Source organism: Streptomyces sp. NPDC059875, from assembly GCF_042731085.1.
Classification (GTDB): Bacteria; Actinomycetota; Actinomycetes; order Streptomycetales; family Streptomycetaceae; genus Streptomyces.
In genome coordinates this window covers 1-19,036 of the sequence record NZ_JBHWJZ010000065.1, presented here as the reverse complement: position 1 = coordinate 19,036, position 19,036 = coordinate 1, and the positions used below count along the sequence as shown (strand labels likewise).

The following is a 19,036-nucleotide window of genomic DNA, read 5'->3' as shown; positions in this document are numbered from 1 at the left end:
GGGGGGGGGGGGGGGGGGCCCCGACGCGTCCACTCGTCCAGCAGACCGTGCCGCAGCGCGCCTTCGTCTCCGGGCCGACCAGGGAGATCACCTCGGCCGGATGCCGCGGCGCGGGGCAGTAGCGGGCGATGTGGCCGACCAGCTCCCCACGGTCGGCTGCGCCGCCGCCGGCTGGACCCCTCCCGGTCGTCCTTATGTCCACCGAACGGTGGACCAGGGCACTCGTGCGGCAGAATGACCGTGCCCAGAAGCAGGCGAGTGATGGATCGGGGATATGAGAGACGCAGCGGTTGACGACTCGGCGCGCGGCACGATCGGCGCGAGCCGTGCCCTCGCCTGGCTGTTGGTGATCACCGGCGCCGCCGGTCTGCTCGCCTCCTGGATCATCACGATCGACAAGTTCAAGCTCCTCGAGGACCCGAACTTCACCCCGGGCTGCAGCCTCAACCCGATCGTGTCCTGCGGCAACATCATGAAGAGCGAGCAGGCCTCGGCCTTCGGCTTCCCGAACCCCATGCTCGGCCTCGTCACCTACGCGATGGTGATCGCCATCGGCGTCGGCCTCCTCGCGGGCGCCCGCTACCGCGGCTGGTTCTGGCTCGGTCTGAACGCGGGCACGCTGTTCGGCGTCGGGTTCTGCACCTGGCTGATGTACCAGTCGCTGTACGAGATCAACGCGCTCTGCCTCTGGTGCTGCCTCGCCTGGGTCGCCACCATCGTCATGTTCTGGTACGTGACCTCGCACAACGTCCGCAACGGCGTCCTCCCCGCTCCCCAGGGCCTGCGGACCTTCTTCGACGAGTTCACCTGGGTGCTGCCGGTCCTGCACATCGGGATCATCGGAATGCTGATCCTCACGCGCTGGTGGGACTTCTGGACGAGCTGACGCACGAAGGGCGGGCGCGGGCCGCGCTGTCGGTGCTCTGACTTAGGCTTCATGACTGTGGAGCCCGACCTCTTTACCGCAGCCGCCGAAGAGCGCCAGGAGAAGGACCCGTCCAGCAGCCCCCTGGCCGTCCGGATGCGCCCGCGTACCCTCGACGAAGTCCTCGGCCAGCAGCACCTGCTCAAGCCGGGATCGCCGCTGCGCCGACTCGTGGGCGAGGGGTCCGGAGGTCCCGCGGGCGCCTCGTCCGTGATCCTCTGGGGGCCGCCGGGCATCGGCAAGACGACCCTCGCGTACGTCGTCTCCAAGGCGACCAACAAGCGCTTCGTGGAGCTCTCCGCGATCACGGCGGGCGTCAAGGAGGTCCGGGCCGTCATCGACGGGGCCCGGCGGGCCGCCGGCGGCTTCGGCAAGGAGACCGTCCTCTTCCTCGACGAGATCCACCGCTTCTCCAAGGCCCAGCAGGACTCGCTGCTGCCGGCAGTGGAGAACCGCTGGGTGACGCTGATCGCCGCGACGACCGAGAACCCGTACTTCTCGATCATCTCGCCGCTGCTCTCCCGCTCCCTGCTGCTCACGCTCGAACCGCTCACCGACGACGACCTGCGCGATCTGCTCAAGCGTGCCCTGACCGAGGACCGCGGACTCGGTGGGGCGGTCAGCCTGCCGGATGACGCCGAGGCGCACCTCCTGCGGATCGCCGGCGGGGACGCGCGGCGCGCGCTGACCGCCCTGGAGGCGGCCGCGGGCTCGGCCATCGCCAAGGGAGAGCCGGAGATCACCCTCCAGACGGTCGAGGAGACCGTCGACCGGGCGGCGGTGAAGTACGACCGGGACGGCGACCAGCACTACGACGTGGCCAGCGCGCTCATCAAGTCGATCCGGGGATCGGACGTGGACGCGGCGCTGCACTACCTGGCCCGGATGATCGAGGCGGGGGAGGACCCCCGGTTCATCGCCCGGCGCCTGATGATCTCGGCCAGCGAGGACATCGGCCTGGCCGACCCCACGGCCCTGCCGACGGCCGTGGCGGCCGCTCAGGCGGTCGCCATGATCGGCTTCCCCGAGGCCGCGCTGACCCTGAGCCACGCCACGATCGCGCTCGCGCTGGCCCCGAAGTCGAACGCGGCGACCACCGCGATCTTCGCCGCCCAGGCGGATGTACGGAACGGCCTGGCCGGCCCGGTCCCACCGCATCTGCGCGACGGCCACTACAAGGGCGCGGCCAAGCTGGGCCACGCCCAGGGGTACGTCTACCCGCACGACGTCCCGGGCGGTATCGCGGCCCAGCAGTACGCCCCGGACGAGGTCCACGGCAAGCGCTACTACGAACCGACGCGCTACGGAGCGGAGGCGCGGTACGCCGACGTGGTGGAGAAGGTACGGGGGCGGCTGCGCGGCGACGGCTGACGGCAGGACCCGGGCGCGTGCACGGACCCCCGGTCGACCCGGTACACTCGTGCGGAGTGCTGCGTCCCGTGTCCGGCTTCGGCCGGCGCCACCAGAACGGGACAGGCAGCCGGAGCCCCCGCCTCAGGCGGGATCTCCAGGAGTGTCGCGCACCTTCGAAGGTGTCGCGGGCAACCCATCACCTCCCCGGATCCCCGGGACCAGGCGATGGGCCGTTCGCGTGCTGCACGTATGTGCCCAGACCAGGGAGCGGCTGCCCGTCAGGTCCTAGACGACCGTACGGGTTTCCCCGGCTGCGGATGCGACCTCCTCTAACCCTGGTGAAGCCGTATTCGTACAGATAGAGAGGTTGGTTCATGCCGAACCAGTCCCGTCCCAAGGTCAAGAAGTCGCGTGCCCTCGGCATCGCGCTGACCCCGAAGGCCGTCAAGTACTTCGAGGCCCGCCCCTACCCGCCGGGCGAGCACGGCCGTGGCCGCAAGCAGAACTCGGACTACAAGGTCCGTCTGCTCGAGAAGCAGCGTCTGCGCGCGCAGTACGACATCAGCGAGCGCCAGATGGCGCGCGCCTACGACCGCGCCAAGAAGGCCGAGGGCAAGACGGGCGAGGCGCTGGTCGTCGAGCTCGAGCGTCGCCTCGACGCCCTGGTCCTGCGTTCGGGCATCGCCCGCACCATCTACCAGGCCCGCCAGATGGTCGTGCACGGTCACATCCAGGTCAACGGTGGCAAGGTCGACAAGCCGTCGTTCCGCGTCCGTCCCGACGACGTCGTGATGGTCCGCGAGCGCTCCCGCGAGAAGCCGCTGTTCCAGGTGGCCCGTGAGGGTGGCTTCGCCGCCGACGGTGAGACCCCGCGCTACCTGCAGGTCAACCTGAAGGCCCTGGCCTTCCGCCTCGACCGCGACCCGAACCGCAAGGAAATCCCGGTCATCTGCGACGAGCAGCTGGTCGTCGAGTACTACGCCCGCTGATCCAGCGCGCGCAGTACCACCCCCGCGGTGTTCGGCCCGCCGCTTCCCCACCCCTACCGGTGGGGGAGCCGGCGGGCTTCCGCGTTTCCGGGGACCGTCGTACGGAACGGCCGCGGCGCCCGCGGACCCACGAGGCGGGTGGTCGGATCTCGACGCACGTCGAGGGCCCGGTCCACCGTCGCGTCCAGGGAGAGCCGCCGGCCCTCCCGCACCGACGCCCCGTAACGCTCGGCGCCCAGCGCCTCGCCCGCCTGCTGCTCGCACAGCGCCCGCGCCCCGTTGAAGTGACCCGAGCCGAACAGCTGCAGGCCCACCGAGTCCCACACCGGCAGCGCGGCGCCCTGGAGCACCGCGGCCTCCGCCGGGTCACCCTCGGCGGCCGTCACCAGCGCGAGCAGCTCGATCGCCAGGACCAGACCCACCAGGTCGTGGAACGTGTGATTGATGGTCACGCACTCGGCGAGCAACCCCCGCGCCTCGCCGTGGTCGCCCCTGATCCACGCCGCGTACGCCAGCACATAGAGCGCGTACGCCCTGGTCCAGCGCTCGCCACGCTCCTCGCAGATCTCCCGCACCTCCGCGCACAGCGCGACCGCGCCCTCCAGATCTCCCTGGAAGACCCGGGCCATCGCCAGCTCGACCTGCCCCATCAGCACATTGCTGTTCAGCTCGCCGAGCTCCCGGTACGCCTCCAGCGCCCGGCCGATCAGCTCCTCCGCGCGGGGCATGTCGTCCGAGAGCAGCGCCAGGCAGCCCATCCGGTGCGTCGCGTACGCCTCCGCCACCGGATTCCCCGCCGAGCGCGCGCCCTCGCCGCACTCGTGCAGCGCCGCGACCGCCGCCGTGCTGTCGCCCTGCAGGATCGCCACATAACCCAGCACCCACAGCGCCTTCAGCCGGGCGCCCGCGTGCACCGCGTGGTCCGCGTGCTCCGAGTCGAGCGCCAGCGCCCGGTCGAGCCAGTGCCTGCCCTCCGACAGACGCCCGCACCCCGCCCAGTAGAACCAGAGCGTCCCCGCGAGATGCTGCGCCAGATGCGCCTCGTCCGGCAGCTCGAGACAGAGCTCCAGGGCCGCCCGCAGATTGGGCAGCGCCGCGTCCGTGCAGGCCGCGACCTCGGCCTGGCGCGGGCTGAACCACTCCAGCTCGCACCAGGTGGCCAGGCCCATGTACCAGTCGCGGTGCCGCCGCCGCATGCGCTCCGTGTCGCCGAGCGCCGCCAGCCACTCCGCCCCGTACGCGGACACGGTGTCGAGGAGTCGGTACCGAGGACCCGCGGACGTGTCCTCCCGCGCCACCAGGGACTGGGCGAGCAGGCCGCCGAGCACCTCCAGGACCCCCTCCGCGGGCAGGTCGGGGCCGCCGCACACGTACTCCACCGCCTCCAGGTCGAACGGCCCGGCGAAGACCGAGAGCCGCGCCCACAGCAGCCGTTCCCGCGGGGTGCAGAGCTCATGGCTCCAGCCGATCGCCGTCCGCAGCGTCTGATGGCGCGGCAGCGCGCCGCGCGTTCCGTCGGTGAGCAGGCGGAACCGGTCGTCGAGCCGGTGCAGCACCTGTTCCGCCGTGAGCAGCGGCAGCCGCGCGGCCGCCAGCTCAAGGGCCAGCGGAATCCCGTCGAGCCGGCGGCACAGCTCGCGCACGACATCGGGGTCCCGGTCGCCCCGCATACCGGGGGCCCCGGTGGCCTGCGCCCGCTCGGTGAAGAGGCGCGCCGCGTCCTCCTCGCCCATCGGCGCCAGCGTGTACACCGTCTCCCCGTCCACCCGCAGCGGACGGCGGCCCAATGCGAGCACGGTGAGGCCGGGGGAGCGCCGCAGCAACTCCCGTACCAGTGGGGCGCACTCCTCCACCAGGTGCTCGAAGCCGTCGACGACCAGCAGCAGCCGGCGCTCCGCGAGGTGCTCGGTCAGGGTCTCCTGCGGGGTGCGCAGGGTGTGATCGGTCAGACCCAGAGCCTCGACGACGGCGAGGGCCACCAGATCCGGGTCGCGCAGGGCCGAGAGATCCGCGAGCCACGCCCCGTCGACGTAGCGTTTCTGCGTATCCGAGGCGACGCTCAGGCACAGCCGGGACTTGCCGACACCGCCGACGCCGACGACCGTGACCAGGCGGGATTCCCCCAGGAGCCGGGTCAGTTCGTCCCGTTCGTATGCCCGTCCGATGAACCGGTTCAGCTCCGCCGGGAGGTTGCTCCTTCGCATGGGACACGGAGCGTACCCATCCGGACGCACTCCGTACAATCGGATCGGACGACTCCCCCTCCACGGGCCGCGATACGAGCCCTAATGCGGTACGGGGAAAGACCCCGGGCGCGATAGGGTCGGAGGACGACTTTTGGCAAGGGCCCAACGACAGCAGAGAGCGGTGCGGAGTGACCGGTGGAGAGGTTGCCGGGATTCTGGTGGCCGTGTTCTGGGCGATTCTCGTCTCCTTCCTCGCCGTGGTTCTGGTGAGGCTGGCGCAGACGCTCAAGGCGACCACCAAGCTGGTGGCGGACGTGACCGAGCAGGCCGTCCCGTTGCTGAGCGACGCCTCCGCCACCGTGCGGTCGGCACAGACCCAGCTCGACCGGGTGGACGCGATCGCCTCGGACGTCCAGGAGGTCACCTCCAACGCCTCGGCGCTCTCCTCCACCGTCGCCTCCACGTTCGGCGGCCCGCTCGTCAAGGTCGCGGCCTTCGGCTACGGGGTGCGCAAGGCCCTCGGCCGCGGCCGTGACGAGGCGCCGCCGGCGCCCTCGCGACGTACCGTCGTCGTCGGTCGCACCGTGCCGGCCGCGCGACGCCGGAAGCAGAAGGGCTGAGGCGCGATGTTCCGCCGTACGTTCTGGTTCACCGCCGGCGCCGCCGCCGGCGTGTGGGCCACCACCAAGGTCAACCGGAAGCTCAAGCAGCTGACCCCGGAGAGCCTCGCCGCGCAGGCGGCGAACAAGGCGATCGAGACCGGCCACCGGCTCAAGGACTTCGCCCTCGACGTCAGGGCCGGGATGGTCCAGCGCGAGGCCGAACTGGGCGAGGCGCTCGGCCTGGAGGCGCCGGTGGACGCGCTGGACGCACCCGCGGACCGCGAACTCCCGGGCCAGCGCCGCAGGGCCGTGCTCGACGCCACCCCGAAGACCACCAAGACCACGTATTCGTACACCGATATGCCTACGCGTTCGTTCAACCGGAATGAGGACCACTGATGGAGTCGGCTGAAATCCGCCGCCGCTGGCTGAGCTTCTTCGAGGAGCGCGGGCACACCGTCGTGCCTTCGGCGTCGCTCATCGCGGACGACCCGACTCTGCTTCTGGTCCCCGCGGGCATGGTTCCGTTCAAGCCCTACTTCCTCGGCGAGGTGAAGCCGCCGTTCTCGCGCGCCTCCAGCGTGCAGAAGTGCGTGCGTACGCCGGACATCGAGGAGGTCGGCAAGACCACCCGCCACGGCACGTTCTTCCAGATGTGCGGCAACTTCTCCTTCGGCGACTACTTCAAGGAAGGCGCCATCAAGCTCGCCTGGGAGCTGCTGACCACCTCGGTGGCGCACGGCGGCTACGGGCTCGAGCCGGAGAAGCTCTGGATCACCGTCTACCAGGAGGACGACGAGGCCGAGCAGATCTGGCGCGACGTCGTCGGCGTCCCGGCCGAGCGCATCCAGCGCCTCGGCAAGAAGGACAACTACTGGTCGATGGGCGTCCCCGGCCCCTGCGGCCCCTGCTCCGAGATCAACTACGACCGCGGCCCCGAGTTCGGTGTCGAGGGCGGCCCGGCCGTCAACGACGAGCGGTACGTGGAGATCTGGAACCTGGTCTTCATGCAGTACGAGCGCGGCGAGGGCACTTCGAAGGAGGACTTCGAGATCCTCGGCGACCTGCCGTCGAAGAACATCGACACCGGCCTCGGCCTCGAGCGCCTGGCGATGATCCTGCAGGGCGTACAGAACATGTACGAGACCGACACCCTCCAGGTCGTCATCGACAAGGCCACCGAGCTCACCGGCGTCGCCTACGGCAAGGCCCACGACAGCGACGTCTCGCTGCGTGTGGTGGCCGACCACATGCGTACGTCCGTGATGCTCATCGGTGACGGCGTCACCCCCGGCAACGAGGGTCGCGGCTATGTGCTGCGCCGCATCATGCGCCGCGCCATCCGCAACATGCGCCTGCTCGGCGCCACGGGCGTGGTCGTCCAGGACCTCGTCGACGTGGTCATCGACACCATGGGCGAGCAGTACCCGGAGCTGGTCACCGACCGCAAGCGGATCGAGACCGTGGCCCTGGCCGAGGAGGCCCGCTTCCTCAAGACGCTCAACGCCGGTTCGAACGTCCTCGACGGCGCCGTCACCGAGACCAAGGCCTCCGGCAGCACCGTCCTCCCCGGCGACAAGGCGTTCCTGCTCCACGACACCTGGGGCTTCCCGATCGACCTCACCCTGGAGATCGCCGCCGAGCAGGGCCTCTCCGTGGACGAGGCCGGCTTCCGCCGCCTGATGCAGGAGCAGCGGGACAAGGCCAAGGCCGACGCCAAGGCCAAGAAGACCGGCCACGCCGACGTCGCCGCCTACCGCGAGATCGCGGACAGCAACGGCGCCACCGAGTTCACCGGCTACACCAACACCGAGGGCGAGACCACGGTCGTCGGCCTGCTGGTCAACGGTGTCCCGTCGCCCGCCGCCTCCGAGGGCGACGACGTCGAGGTCATCCTCGACCGGACCCCGTTCTACGCCGAGGGCGGCGGCCAGCTCGCCGACCAGGGCCGGATCAAGCTGCACAGCGGCGCCGTCATCGAGATCCGTGACGTCCAGCAGCCGGTCCCGGGCGTCTCCGTGCACAAGGGCTCCGTCCAGGTCGGCGAGGTGACGATCGGCTCCACCGCCTACGCCGCCATCGACGTCCGCCGCCGCCGGGCCATCGCCCGTGCCCACTCGGCCACGCACCTGACGCACCAGGCGCTGCGTGACGCGCTCGGCCCGACGGCCGCCCAGGCCGGTTCGGAGAACTCGCCCGGCCGCTTCCGCTTCGACTTCGGCTCGCCCAACGCGGTGCCCGGCGCGGTCCTCACGGACGTCGAGCAGAAGATCAACGAGGTCCTCGCCCGCGAGCTCGACGTGCACGCCGAGGTCATGCCGATCGACGAGGCCAAGCGTCAGGGCGCCATCGCCGAGTTCGGCGAGAAGTACGGCGAGAAGGTCCGCGTCGTCACCATCGGCGACTTCTCCAAGGAGCTGTGCGGCGGTACGCACGTCAAGAACACCGCCGCGCTGGGTCTGGTCAAGCTGCTCGGCGAGTCGTCGATCGGCAGTGGCGTGCGCCGTGTCGAGGCCCTCGTCGGTGTCGACGCGTACAACTTCCTCGCCCGTGAGCACACGGTCGTCGCCCAGCTCCAGGAGCTGGTGAAGGGTCGCTCCGAGGAGCTGCCGGAGAAGATCTCCGCCATGCTCGGCAAGCTGAAGGACGCCGAGAAGGAGATCGAGAAGTACCGCGCCGAGAAGGTCCTGCAGGCCGCCGCCGGTCTGGTCGACGGCGCCAAGGACATCCGCGGAGTCGCGCTCGTCACCGGCCAGGTCCCGGACGGCACTTCCGCCGACGACCTGCGCAAGCTGGTCCTCGACGTCCGCGGCCGCATCTCCTCGGACCGCCCCGCCGTCGTGGCCCTCTTCACCACGGCCAACGGTCGCCCGCTGACCGTCATCGCCACCAACGAGGCCGCCCGCGAGCGCGGTCTCAAGGCCGGCGAGCTGGTCCGCACGGCCGCCAAGACCCTCGGCGGCGGCGGTGGCGGCAAGCCCGACGTCGCCCAGGGCGGCGGCCAGAACCCCGAGGCGATCGGCGACGCCATCGAGGCCGTCGAGCGTCTCGTGGTGGAGACGGCGTGACGATGCGTCGCGGCCGTCGCCTCGCGATCGACGTCGGGGACGCCCGGATCGGGGTCGCCTCGTGCGACCCCGACGGGGTCCTCGCCACGCCGGTGGAGACCGTGCCGGGACGTGACGTCCCGGCCGCCCACCGGCGGCTGAGGCAGATCGTCGAGGAGTACGAACCGATCGAGGTCGTGGTCGGCCTCCCCCGCTCCCTCTCCGGGGGCGAGGGCCCGGCCGCGGCCAAGGTCCGGCGCTTCGCGGGAGAGCTGGCCAAGGGCATCGCTCCGGTGCCGGTCAGGCTGGTCGACGAGCGGATGACGACCGTGACGGCCACACAGGGGCTGCGGGCCTCGGGGGTGAAGTCGAAGAAGGGGCGGTCCGTCATCGATCAGGCCGCCGCTGTGATCATCCTTCAGAACGCTCTTGAGTCCGAACGGGTATCAGGTAATCCGCCCGGTGAGGGCGTCGAAGTGGTCATCTGATCGCGATACGGTAACGTTCCGCGCGATGCGGCGGCGTTCGAACAGCTGCCGCACAACGTAGAGGCGGACCGTCCGGACGCCTCGCGGCTGTTTGGGGATCGATGACTGAGTATGGCCGGGGCTCCGGCTCCGAACCGTGGCATCCCGCGGACCCGTTGTACGGGGAGCAGGGATGGGGAGGCCAGCAGCAGCAGTACCCGCAGCAGGCGCAGTACGGCCAGGACCAGTACGGCCAGGACCCGTATGCCCAGGGCCAGTACGGTCAGGAGCAGTACGGTCTGGGCGGGCAGCCGCAGGGCTATGACCCGCAGTACCAGCAGCCTCATCAGCCGCAGCCCCAGCACCCTCAGCAGCCCCAGCAGTACAACGATCCTCAGTACGGCGTGCAGCAGCAGGGGTACGCCGGGCAGGGCTACGACACGCCCGGGTACCCCGCACAGCAGTACGACACGAGCTGGGAGACGGGTCAGGCGGCCATGCCGTACGGCACGACTCCCGCCGATCCGTACGGCGGTCAGAACCCCGACCTCTACGGCACCCCCGAGGCGTACCCGCCGCCCCAGCCCCCCGGCCGGCGGCAGGGCCCGCCGGAGCCGGTGGTCGACTGGGACGCGGAGCCCGCGGAAGAGGAGCGGCACCCCTTCTTCACCGGCGAGGACGGCGCCGACGACGACGACTACGACGACGACCCGGACGACCGCTCGTCGCGGGGCGGTCGCGACCGGCGGGGCGGCAAGGGCAAGAAGAAGGGCAAGAACGGCGTGGCCTGCCTCGTCGTCGCCCTGGTCCTCGCGGGCGGCGTCGGCGGCATCGGCTACTTCGGCTACCAGTTCTGGCAGGGCCAGTTCGGCGCGGCGCCCGACTACGCGGGCGAGGGCAGCGGCGAGGTCCAGGTCGAGATCCCCAAGGGCGCGGGCGGCTACGAGATCGCCAACATCCTCAAGAAGGCCGGCGTCGTCAAGAGCGTCGACGCCTTCGTGTCGGCCCAGGGGAAGAACCCGAAGGGCAACACGATCCAGGCGGGTGCCTACACGCTGAAGAAGGAGATGTCGGCGGAGAGCGCCGTCGCCCTGATGCTCAGCCCGGCGAGCCAGGCGAACCTCATCGTCCCCGAGGGCAAGCGGAACACCTGGGTCTACGAGCAGATCGACAAGAAGCTCGAGCTCAAGAAGGGCACGACGCAGGGCATCGCGAAGGCGAAGGCCAACGACCTCGGCCTCCCGGACTGGGCGAAGAACCACAAGGAAGTGAAGGACCCGCTGGAGGGCTTCCTCTTCCCGGCGAGCTACCCGGCGGCCAAGGGGAACAAGCCGGAGGACGTGCTCCGGAAGATGGTCAGCCGCTCGAACCAGGAGTACGGCAAGCTCGAACTCGAGGCGAAGGCGAAGGAACTCGGACTCGAGGGACCGTGGGAGCTGATCACGGTCGCGAGCCTCGTCCAGGTCGAAGGCAAGTACAAGCACGACTTCGACAAGGTCGCCCGCGTCGTCTACAACCGGCTCAAGCCGAACAACACGGAGACCGTGGGCCGCCTGGAGTTCGACTCGACGGTCAACTACCTCAAGGGCGAGAGCACGCTCGACGTCGGCACGGTCGAGGACCTGCGGAAGATCCAGGATCCGTACAACACCTACAACGTCAAGGGCCTCATCCCCGGCCCGATCAGCAACCCGGGCGCCGAGGCGCTCAAGTCGGCGCTGAACCCCACCGCCGGGCCGTGGTACTACTTCGTGTCGATCAACGAGAACAAGACCGTCTTCTCCGTGACGAACGAGGAGCACAACAAGCACGTGGCGGAGTACGAGAAGCAGCGGAAGAGCTCGGGTCAATGAGTACGCAGCGCCGCGCGGCCGTCCTCGGCTCGCCCATCGCCCACTCGCTCTCCCCGGTCCTGCACCGGGCGGCCTACGCCGCGCTCGGCCTCGACACCTGGTCGTACGACCGGTTCGAGGTCGACGAAGCCGGGCTTCCCGGGTTCGTCGCCGGGCTCGACGACTCCTGGGCGGGGCTGTCGCTGACCATGCCGCTGAAGCGGGCGATCATCCCGCTGCTCGACGAGATCAGCGACACGGCCGCCTCCGTCGAGGCGGTGAACACGGTCGTCTTCACCGAGGACGGCCGCCGGGTCGGCGACAACACCGACATCCCCGGCCTGGTCGCCGCGCTGCGCGAGCGGGGCGTAGAGAAGGTGGAGTCCGCCGCCGTCCTCGGCGCCGGCGCCACCGCCTCCTCCGCGCTCGCCGCACTGGCCCGGATCTGCGCCGGCCCCGTCACCGCGTACGTACGGAGCGAGGCGCGGGCCGAGGAGATGCGGGGCTGGGGCGAGAGGCTCGGCGTGGATGTCCGTACCGCGGACTGGGGGAGTGCGGCGGAGGCGTTCGCGTCCCCGCTCGTGATCGCGACGACCCCCGCCGGTACGACGGACGCGCTGGCGCCCGCCGTCTCCGGTACCCCAGGCACCCTCTTCGACGTGCTCTACCACCCCTGGCCGACCCCGCTCGCCGCGGCCTGGTCCGCACAGGGCGGCACGGTCCTGGGCGGCCTGGACCTCCTGGTCCACCAGGCCGTCCTCCAGGTCGAACAGATGACGGGCCACGCCCCGGCGCCGCTCGCCGTGATGCGTGCCGCGGGTGAGCGGGCGCTCGACACTCCGTGAGCGGCCTCGGACCGCGGGTCCGCCCGATCCGACGTTCCCGATCTGACGTTGTCGGAGTCCGATAGCTGGACCGACGGCCAGGATCGGCCACCGGACGTGGGAGGATCGGTAGCGGCGGGCCAGGGCCGCGCACCCGGTCGCGCCGCAGCAGTTCTGGGCGCGAGCATGAGGAGCATCGTTGAGCAGGTTGCGCTGGCTGACCGCCGGAGAGTCCCACGGACCCGCGCTGGTCGCGACGCTGGAGGGCCTTCCCGCCGGCGTCCCGGTCACCACGGAGCTCGTGGCGGACCACCTCGCGCGGCGGCGCCTCGGCTATGGGCGCGGCGCGCGCATGAAGTTCGAGCAGGACGAGGTCACCTTCCTGGGTGGTGTCCGGCACGGGCTCTCCCTCGGCTCCCCGATCGCCGTGATGGTCGGCAACACCGAGTGGCCCAAGTGGGAGAAGGTCATGTCGGCCGACCCGGTCGACCCCTCCGAGCTCAAGGAGTCGGGGCGCAACGCGCCGCTGACCCGGCCCCGCCCCGGACACGCAGACCTCGCCGGCATGCAGAAGTACGGCTTCGACGAGGCCCGGCCGATCCTGGAGCGCGCCAGCGCCCGGGAGACCGCCGCCCGCGTCGCCCTCGGAGCCGTCGCCCGGTCCTTCCTCAAGGAGGCCGCGGGCATCGAGATCGTCTCTCACGTGGTGGAGCTGGCGGCCGCCAAGGCCCCGTACGGCGTCTACCCGACCCCCGCCGACGTCGAGAAGCTCGACGCCGACCCCGTGCGCTGCCTCGACGCCGACGCGTCGAAGGCGATGGTCGCGGAGATCGACCAGGCCCACAAGGACGGCGACACCCTCGGCGGAGTGGTCGAGGTCCTGGCGTACGGCGTGCCCGTCGGCCTCGGCTCCCACGTGCACTGGGACCGCCGCCTCGACGCGCGGCTCGCCGCCGCGCTCATGGGCATCCAGGCCATCAAGGGCGTCGAGGTCGGCGACGGCTTCGAGCTCGCCCGCGTGCCCGGCTCGCAGGCGCACGACGAGATCGTGAAGACCGCGGACGGCATCAAGCGCTCCACCGGCCGCTCCGGCGGCACCGAGGGCGGCCTGACCACCGGTGAACTGCTCCGCGTCCGCGCCGCGATGAAGCCGATCGCGACCGTCCCGCGCGCTCTGGCCACCGTCGACGTCGCCACCGGCGAGGCCGCCCAGGCCCACCACCAGCGCTCCGACGTCTGTGCCGTCCCCGCCGCGGGCATCGTCGCCGAGGCCATGGTCGCGCTCGTCCTCGCGGACGCGGTCGTCGAGAAGTTCGGCGGCGACAGCGTCCCGGAGACCCGCCGCAACGTCCGTTCGTACCTCGACAACCTCCAGATCCGGTGACCGGACCGCTGGTCGTCCTGGTCGGGCCGATGGGCTCCGGCAAGTCCACGGTGGGCGCGCTCCTGGCCGAGTTGCTCGGCGCGCCCTACCGGGACACCGACGCCGACATCGTCGCCGCCCAGGGCCGTGAGATCTCGGACATCTTCATCGAGGACGGCGAGGAGCACTTCCGCGCCCTGGAACGCGAAGCCGTACGGACCGCGGTCGCCGAGCACGAGGGTGTCCTCGCGCTCGGCGGCGGCGCGGTCCTCGACGCGGGCACCCGGGAGCTCCTCACCGGACTCCCGGTCGCCTATCTCTCGATGGACGTCGAGGAGGCCGTCCGCCGCGTCGGCCTCAACACCGCGCGGCCGCTGCTCGCCGTCAACCCGCGCCGCCAGTGGCGCGAGCTGATGGAGGCACGCCGCCACCTCTACACCGAAGTCGCCCGGGTCGTCGTCGCCACCGACGACCGCACCCCCGAAGAGGTCGCGGACGCGGTCCTCGACGCACTGGAGCTGAAGAAGGACGTATGACGGACCAGGAAGTGACCCGAATCCAGGTCGGCGGTTCGGCGGGCACGGATCCGTACGAGGTGTTGGTCGGACGGCAGCTGCTGGGTGAGCTGCCCGCCCTGATCGGGACCAAGGCCAAGCGCGTCGCCGTGATCCACCCCGAGGCGCTGGCCGAGACGGGCGAGGCCCTGCGGGCCGACCTCGCCGACCAGGGCTTCGAGGCCGTCGCCATCCAGGTGCCCAACGCCGAGGAGGCCAAGACCGTCGAGGTCGCGGCGTACTGCTGGAAGGCGCTCGGCCAGACCGGCTTCACCCGTACGGACGTCATCGTCGGCGTGGGCGGCGGGGCGACCACCGACCTGGCCGGCTTCGTGGCCGCCACCTGGCTGCGGGGTGTGCGCTGGATCGCCGTACCGACCACCGTGCTCGCCATGGTCGACGCGGCCGTCGGCGGCAAGACCGGCATCAACACCGCCGAGGGCAAGAACCTCGTCGGCGCCTTCCACCCGCCCGCCGGTGTGCTGTGCGACCTCGCCGCGCTGGACTCGCTGCCGGTCAACGACTACGTCAGCGGTCTCGCGGAGATCATCAAGGCCGGCTTCATCGTCGACCCGGTCATCCTCGACCTGATCGAGGAGGACCCGCAGGCCGCCCGCACCCCGGCCGGACCCCACACCGCCGAGCTTCTCGTCCGCTCGATCAAGGTCAAGGCCGAGGTCGTCTCCGGCGACCTCAAGGAGTCGGGCCGCCGGGAGATCCTCAACTACGGCCACACCCTCGCCCACGCGATCGAGAAGAACGAGCGGTACAAGTGGCGGCACGGCGCCGCCGTCTCCGTCGGCATGGTCTTCGCCGCCGAACTCGGCCGGCTCGCGGGCCGGCTCGACGACGCCACCGCCGACCGCCACCGCACGGTCCTGGAGTCGGTCGGCCTGCCGCTCACCTACCGCGGCGACCAGTGGCCAAAGCTCCTGGAGACCATGAAGGTGGACAAGAAGTCCCGCGGCGACCTGCTGCGCTTCATCGTCCTCGACGGGCTCGGCAAGCCGACCGTGCTCGAAGGCCCGGACCCGGCCGTGCTCGTCGCGGCCTACGGCGAGGTGTCCGCGTGAGCGACCTCCGTCCCGTCCTCGTGTTGAACGGCCCGAACCTCGGCCGCCTCGGCTCCCGCGAGCCCGACATCTACGGCGCCACGTCGTACAAGGGCCTCGTGGAGTCCTGCCGGGCCCTCGGCGCCGAGCTGGGCTTCGACGTGGACGTGCGGGAGACCAACGACGAGGGCGAGATGATCCGCTGGCTGCACGAGGCCGCGGACCGTTCGATTCCGGTCGTTCTCAACCCGGGGGCGTTCACGCACTATTCGTACGGGATGCGCGACGCGGCCGCCCAGCGGACCGCGCCGCTGATCGAGGTGCACATCTCGAACCCGTACACCCGGGAGGAATTCCGGCACACCTCGGTCGTCGCCGCGGTCGCGACCGGGACCGTAGCCGGATTCGGGATCGGCTCCTACCGGCTGGCCCTGCGGGCGCTGGCCGAGGAACTGACCGGCTGACATCGAACGTTCCCTCGGAGAGGGCACTCTGGACCGCCCCCGGCCGTTCCCCCTGTGGGGGCCGGGGGCGGTAACGTTCCTGGAAGTATCGGCCGTACGAGACGGAGTGGCACCGGATGCAGCACGCAGTGGGGGCTCCGTTGCCACCGCCCGACCCCTCGGGATGGACACCGGGTGCGCACGGCGCACCGGTCGGACCGGGCGCACACGGCTCTCCGGGCGCGGGGCACCCTCCCGTACCTCCCGTGCCGCACGGCGGACCTCAGTCGGCCCCTCCGCAGCCCCATCCCCACCCGCACGCCGTCCCAACGGGGCAACACCCGGCCGGCGCCCCGGCCCCGCACGGTGCGCACCCCGCGCCGCCCGCCCCCGGCTGGACCACCGGGGCCGTGCCCCCGCATCCCGGGCAGCCCGGTCCTCCGCCGCGCGACACCACGGGACACGTCCAGCTGCCGCCCGTCGCCATACCCGCGCCACCCGCCGCCGATCCCGGCACCGGCACCGCGACCCTCGCCGTCCTGCTGATCGGCCCCGCCGGCGCCGGCAAGACGACCGTCGCCCGCCACTGGGCCGCGCGCCGACGCGTCCCCACCGCACACATCAGCCTCGACGACGTCCGCGAGTGGGTCTGCTCCGGCTTCGCCGACCCCCAGTCCGGCTGGAACGAGCATTCCGAGGCCCAGTACCGCCTGGCCCGCCGCACGTGCGGCTTCGCGGCCCGCAACTTCCTGGCCAACGGCATCTCGTGCATCCTCGACGACGCAGTCTTCCCCGACCGCCCCGTCGTCGGCCTCGGCGGCTGGAAGCGGCACGTGGGCCCCGGGCTGCTTCCGGTCGTTCTCCTCCCCGGCCTGGAGATCGTCCTGGAGCGCAACGCCGAGCGCAGCGGCAACCGGCGTCTCTCCGACGAGGAGGTCGCCTCCATCCACGGCCGGATGGCCGGCTGGTACGGCTCCGGACTGCCGATCATCGACAACTCGAAGTACGACGTCGAGACCACCGCCCGCGTCCTCGACGAGGTCCTGGCCCGTTCCATAGCCAGCCCGCCGGCCTGGTGATCGCCCGCCTCGTGCCCGCCTCGTGCTGGCCTGATGCGGCCGGTGATGGCCCGGTCGGCCGCTCTGAGCAGGCCGGGGCGGCCCGCCCCTCGTAGGCTCGGAACATGTCAGAGGTGTATGCGGACCGTCGGGTGCGGCTGCGCGACCGGTGCGCGGCAGCCGGCAGCCCGGCGGCCCTGGTCTCCCGCCCCGCCAACGTCCGCTATCTCGCGGGCGGTTCGCCCCACGGCGCCGTGCTGCTGCTCGGCCCGGACGAGGACGTACTGCTCTGCCCCACCGCGCCCGGCGGCGATCCGGCCGACGGACGGCTCGACGAGCTGCTCCGGCAGGCCGTCCTGCCCGCGGCCGGCGGTGATCCGGCCGTCGCGGGCGTCGACTTCGCCCGCAAGGCGGGCGCGGACGTCCTCGCCGTCGAGGAGCACCATCTGACCGTGGCCCGCCACCGTGCCATGGGCTCGGTCGCCCCGCAGCTCCAGCTCGCCGATCTCGGCGGGGCCGTCGAACAGCTGAGGATCGTGAAGGACGAGGACGAGATCGCCTGCCTGCGGATCGCGGCCGAGATCGCCGACCAGGCACTGGGAGAGCTGCTGGAGTCCATCCTGGTCGGGCGGACCGAGCGGCATCTCGCCCTGGAGCTCGAGCGTCGGCTCGTCGACCACGGCGCGGACGGCGCGGCCTTCCCGACCTCGGTGGCCACCGGCCCGAACTCCGGCCGGAGTGGGCACCGGCCCTCCGACCGCCGTGTCGAGGAGGGAGATTTCCTCTCCGTGTGCCTCGGCGCCAACTACCGTGGCTACCGCTGCGAGATCGGCCGTACGTTCGTCATCGGCACGACGCCCGCGGACTGGCAGATCGAGCTGTACGACCTCGTCTTCGCCGCTCAACGGGCCGGCCGGGAGTCCCTCTCGCCCGGCGCCGAGTACCGCGACGTGGACCGCGCCGCGCGCCAGATCCTGGACGCCGCGGGCCACGGAGAAGCCGTTCCACCCCTCACCGGGCACGGCGTCGGCCTGGAAATCGACGAGGACCCGCAGCTCGCACCCGCGGCCATGGGTAAACTGGACGCTTGTGTGCCGGTCACCGTCGAACCGGGGGTCCACCTCCCGGGCCGGGGCGGGGTCCGGATCGATGACACGCTCGTCGTGCGCCAGGAGGCGGACGGCGGACCCGAGCTACTCACCATTACGACCAAGGAGCTGCTCGCGCTGTAGGGCGCGTACGCCTCCCCGGTCCACGTCAGTCCAGGAGATTCCGCAACCGTGGCTTCCACGAACGACCTCAAGAACGGCATGGTGCTCAAGCTCGAAGGCGGCCAGCTCTGGTCCGTCGTCGAGTTCCAGCACGTCAAGCCCGGCAAGGGCCCGGCCTTCGTGCGCACCAAGCTCAAGAACGTGCTGTCCGGCAAGGTCGTCGACAAGACCTTCAACGCGGGCGTGAAGGTCGACACGGCCACCATCGACCGCCGCGACATGCAGTTCTCCTACATGGACGGCGACTACTTCGTCTTCATGGACATGGAGACCTACGACCAGCTGCACGTCGACCGCAAGGCCGTCGGCAACGCCGCCAACTTCCTGATCGAGGGCTTCACCGCCTCCGTCGCGCAGCACGAGGGCTCGGTGCTCTACGTCGAGCTCCCGGCCGCCGTCACGCTGACGATCCAGCACACCGACCCGGGTGTCCAGGGCGACCGCTCCACGGGTGGCACCAAGCCCGCCACGCTGGAGACCGGCCACGAGATCCAGGTCCCGCTCTTCATCACCACCGGTGAGAAGATCAAGGTCGACACCCGCACGAGCGACTACCTCGGCCGGGTGAACGACTAACCGTGGCTGCCCGCAGCAAGGCCCGTAAGCGCGCCTTCCAGATCCTCTTCGAGGCCGATCAGCGCGGGGTCTCCGTGCAGGAGGTCCTCGCGGACTGGGTCCGGCACGCCCGGTCCGACGACCGTCAGCCGCCGGTCAACGAGTTCACGATGCAGCTGGTCGAGGGGTACGCGGGCCACGCGAACCGGATCGACGAGCTCATCGCCACCTACGCGGTGGACTGGGACCTGGACCGGATGCCGGTCGCCGACCGGAACATCGTGCGCCTCGGCGCGTACGAGCTGATCTGGGCCGACGAGACGCCGGACGCCGTGGCGATCGACGAGGCGGTGCAGCTCGCCAAGGAGTTCTCCACCGACGAGTCCCCGACGTTCGTCAACGGCCTGCTGGCCCGCTTCAAGGACCTGAAGCCGCGCCTGCGCCGGGACGCCTGAACCGGCGCCTCCGGCAGTCGAAGGGGGGCGCCCCCCACCCATAAGAGGGGCCCCACCAGG

18 protein-coding genes are annotated in these 19,036 nt (G+C 71.2%); 17 read left to right on the top strand and 1 reads right to left on the bottom strand.

Annotated features, from left to right (window positions below; all coding sequences use genetic code 11):
• Positions 1-274: 274 nt before the first annotated feature.
• From ACFV9D_RS37945 to rpsD, 3 genes are all read left to right on the top strand, one after another.
• On the top strand, positions 275-886 hold the full coding sequence (locus tag ACFV9D_RS37945; RefSeq protein ID WP_385157336.1) for a vitamin K epoxide reductase family protein: 612 nt from the start codon (positions 275-277) through the stop codon (positions 884-886).
• 57 nt (positions 887-943) lie between these two features.
• A complete protein-coding gene (locus ACFV9D_RS37940) occupies positions 944-2,296 on the top strand; it encodes a replication-associated recombination protein A (RefSeq protein WP_385157341.1) in 1,353 nt (450 codons plus the stop codon).
• A gap of 356 nt (positions 2,297-2,652) precedes the next feature.
• Positions 2,653-3,267: a 30S ribosomal protein S4 gene (gene rpsD / locus ACFV9D_RS37935; RefSeq protein WP_158985446.1), complete on the top strand. Its 615-nt coding sequence runs from the start codon at positions 2,653-2,655 to the stop codon at positions 3,265-3,267.
• A gap of 53 nt (positions 3,268-3,320) precedes the next feature.
• On the opposite strand, the gene ACFV9D_RS37930 is transcribed toward rpsD, so the two are convergent.
• Positions 3,321-5,471, bottom strand: coding sequence for an ATP-binding protein (locus ACFV9D_RS37930; protein WP_385157332.1), 2,151 nt, complete (start codon positions 5,469-5,471; stop codon positions 3,321-3,323).
• Between the two features lie 170 nt (positions 5,472-5,641).
• Here ACFV9D_RS37930 and ACFV9D_RS37925 point away from each other — a divergent pair, with 170 nt between their 5' ends.
• The 14 genes from ACFV9D_RS37925 to nusB all read left to right on the top strand — a co-directional run bounded on the left by ACFV9D_RS37925 (position 5,642) and on the right by nusB (position 18,976).
• Positions 5,642-6,073: a DUF948 domain-containing protein gene (locus ACFV9D_RS37925; RefSeq protein WP_376444014.1), complete on the top strand. Its 432-nt coding sequence runs from the start codon at positions 5,642-5,644 to the stop codon at positions 6,071-6,073.
• A 6-nt stretch (positions 6,074-6,079) separates the two neighbouring features.
• A complete protein-coding gene (locus tag ACFV9D_RS37920; RefSeq protein ID WP_385157329.1) occupies positions 6,080-6,454 on the top strand; it encodes a DUF6167 family protein in 375 nt (124 codons plus the stop codon).
• Positions 6,454-9,123, top strand: a complete 2,670-nt coding sequence (gene alaS, locus ACFV9D_RS37915; protein ID WP_385157326.1) for an alanine--tRNA ligase — start codon at positions 6,454-6,456, stop codon at positions 9,121-9,123. Before ACFV9D_RS37920 ends, alaS begins: the two co-directional genes overlap by 1 nt.
• 2 nt (positions 9,124-9,125) lie before the next feature.
• Positions 9,126-9,590: a Holliday junction resolvase RuvX gene (gene ruvX / locus ACFV9D_RS37910; protein ID WP_383175798.1), complete on the top strand. Its 465-nt coding sequence runs from the start codon at positions 9,126-9,128 to the stop codon at positions 9,588-9,590.
• A 101-nt stretch (positions 9,591-9,691) separates the two neighbouring features.
• Complete coding sequence (mltG, locus tag ACFV9D_RS37905; RefSeq protein ID WP_385157323.1) at positions 9,692-11,422, top strand: endolytic transglycosylase MltG; 1,731 nt, start codon at positions 9,692-9,694, stop codon at positions 11,420-11,422.
• Complete coding sequence (locus ACFV9D_RS37900) at positions 11,419-12,246, top strand: shikimate dehydrogenase (RefSeq protein WP_385157320.1); 828 nt, start codon at positions 11,419-11,421, stop codon at positions 12,244-12,246. Before mltG ends, ACFV9D_RS37900 begins: the two co-directional genes overlap by 4 nt.
• Before the next feature lie 178 nt (positions 12,247-12,424).
• The gene (gene aroC / locus ACFV9D_RS37895; protein ID WP_385157317.1) at positions 12,425-13,609 is read left to right on the top strand and encodes a chorismate synthase; all 1,185 of its coding nucleotides are present in this window, start codon (positions 12,425-12,427) and stop codon (positions 13,607-13,609) included.
• 29 nt (positions 13,610-13,638) lie between these two features.
• Positions 13,639-14,124 (top strand): shikimate kinase, encoded by a 486-nt coding sequence (locus ACFV9D_RS37890; RefSeq protein WP_385157338.1) that lies wholly within the window; start codon positions 13,639-13,641, stop codon positions 14,122-14,124.
• Entirely contained in the window at positions 14,121-15,215 is a 1,095-nt protein-coding gene (aroB, locus tag ACFV9D_RS37885; protein ID WP_385157314.1) for a 3-dehydroquinate synthase, read from the top strand. Before ACFV9D_RS37890 ends, aroB begins: the two co-directional genes overlap by 4 nt.
• On the top strand, positions 15,212-15,658 hold the full coding sequence (gene aroQ, locus ACFV9D_RS37880; protein WP_385157311.1) for a type II 3-dehydroquinate dehydratase: 447 nt from the start codon (positions 15,212-15,214) through the stop codon (positions 15,656-15,658). The genes aroB and aroQ overlap by 4 nt, the downstream gene beginning before the upstream one ends.
• Before the next feature lie 116 nt (positions 15,659-15,774).
• Positions 15,775-16,716, top strand: coding sequence for an AAA family ATPase (locus tag ACFV9D_RS37875; protein ID WP_385157308.1), 942 nt, complete (start codon positions 15,775-15,777; stop codon positions 16,714-16,716).
• A gap of 104 nt (positions 16,717-16,820) precedes the next feature.
• The gene (locus tag ACFV9D_RS37870; protein ID WP_385157305.1) at positions 16,821-17,927 is read left to right on the top strand and encodes an aminopeptidase P family protein; all 1,107 of its coding nucleotides are present in this window, start codon (positions 16,821-16,823) and stop codon (positions 17,925-17,927) included.
• A gap of 48 nt (positions 17,928-17,975) precedes the next feature.
• On the top strand, positions 17,976-18,542 hold the full coding sequence (gene efp, locus ACFV9D_RS37865) for an elongation factor P (protein WP_385157302.1): 567 nt from the start codon (positions 17,976-17,978) through the stop codon (positions 18,540-18,542).
• 2 nt (positions 18,543-18,544) lie between these two features.
• On the top strand, positions 18,545-18,976 hold the full coding sequence (nusB, locus tag ACFV9D_RS37860) for a transcription antitermination factor NusB (RefSeq protein WP_385157299.1): 432 nt from the start codon (positions 18,545-18,547) through the stop codon (positions 18,974-18,976).
• The last annotated feature ends 60 nt before the right edge of the window (positions 18,977-19,036 follow it).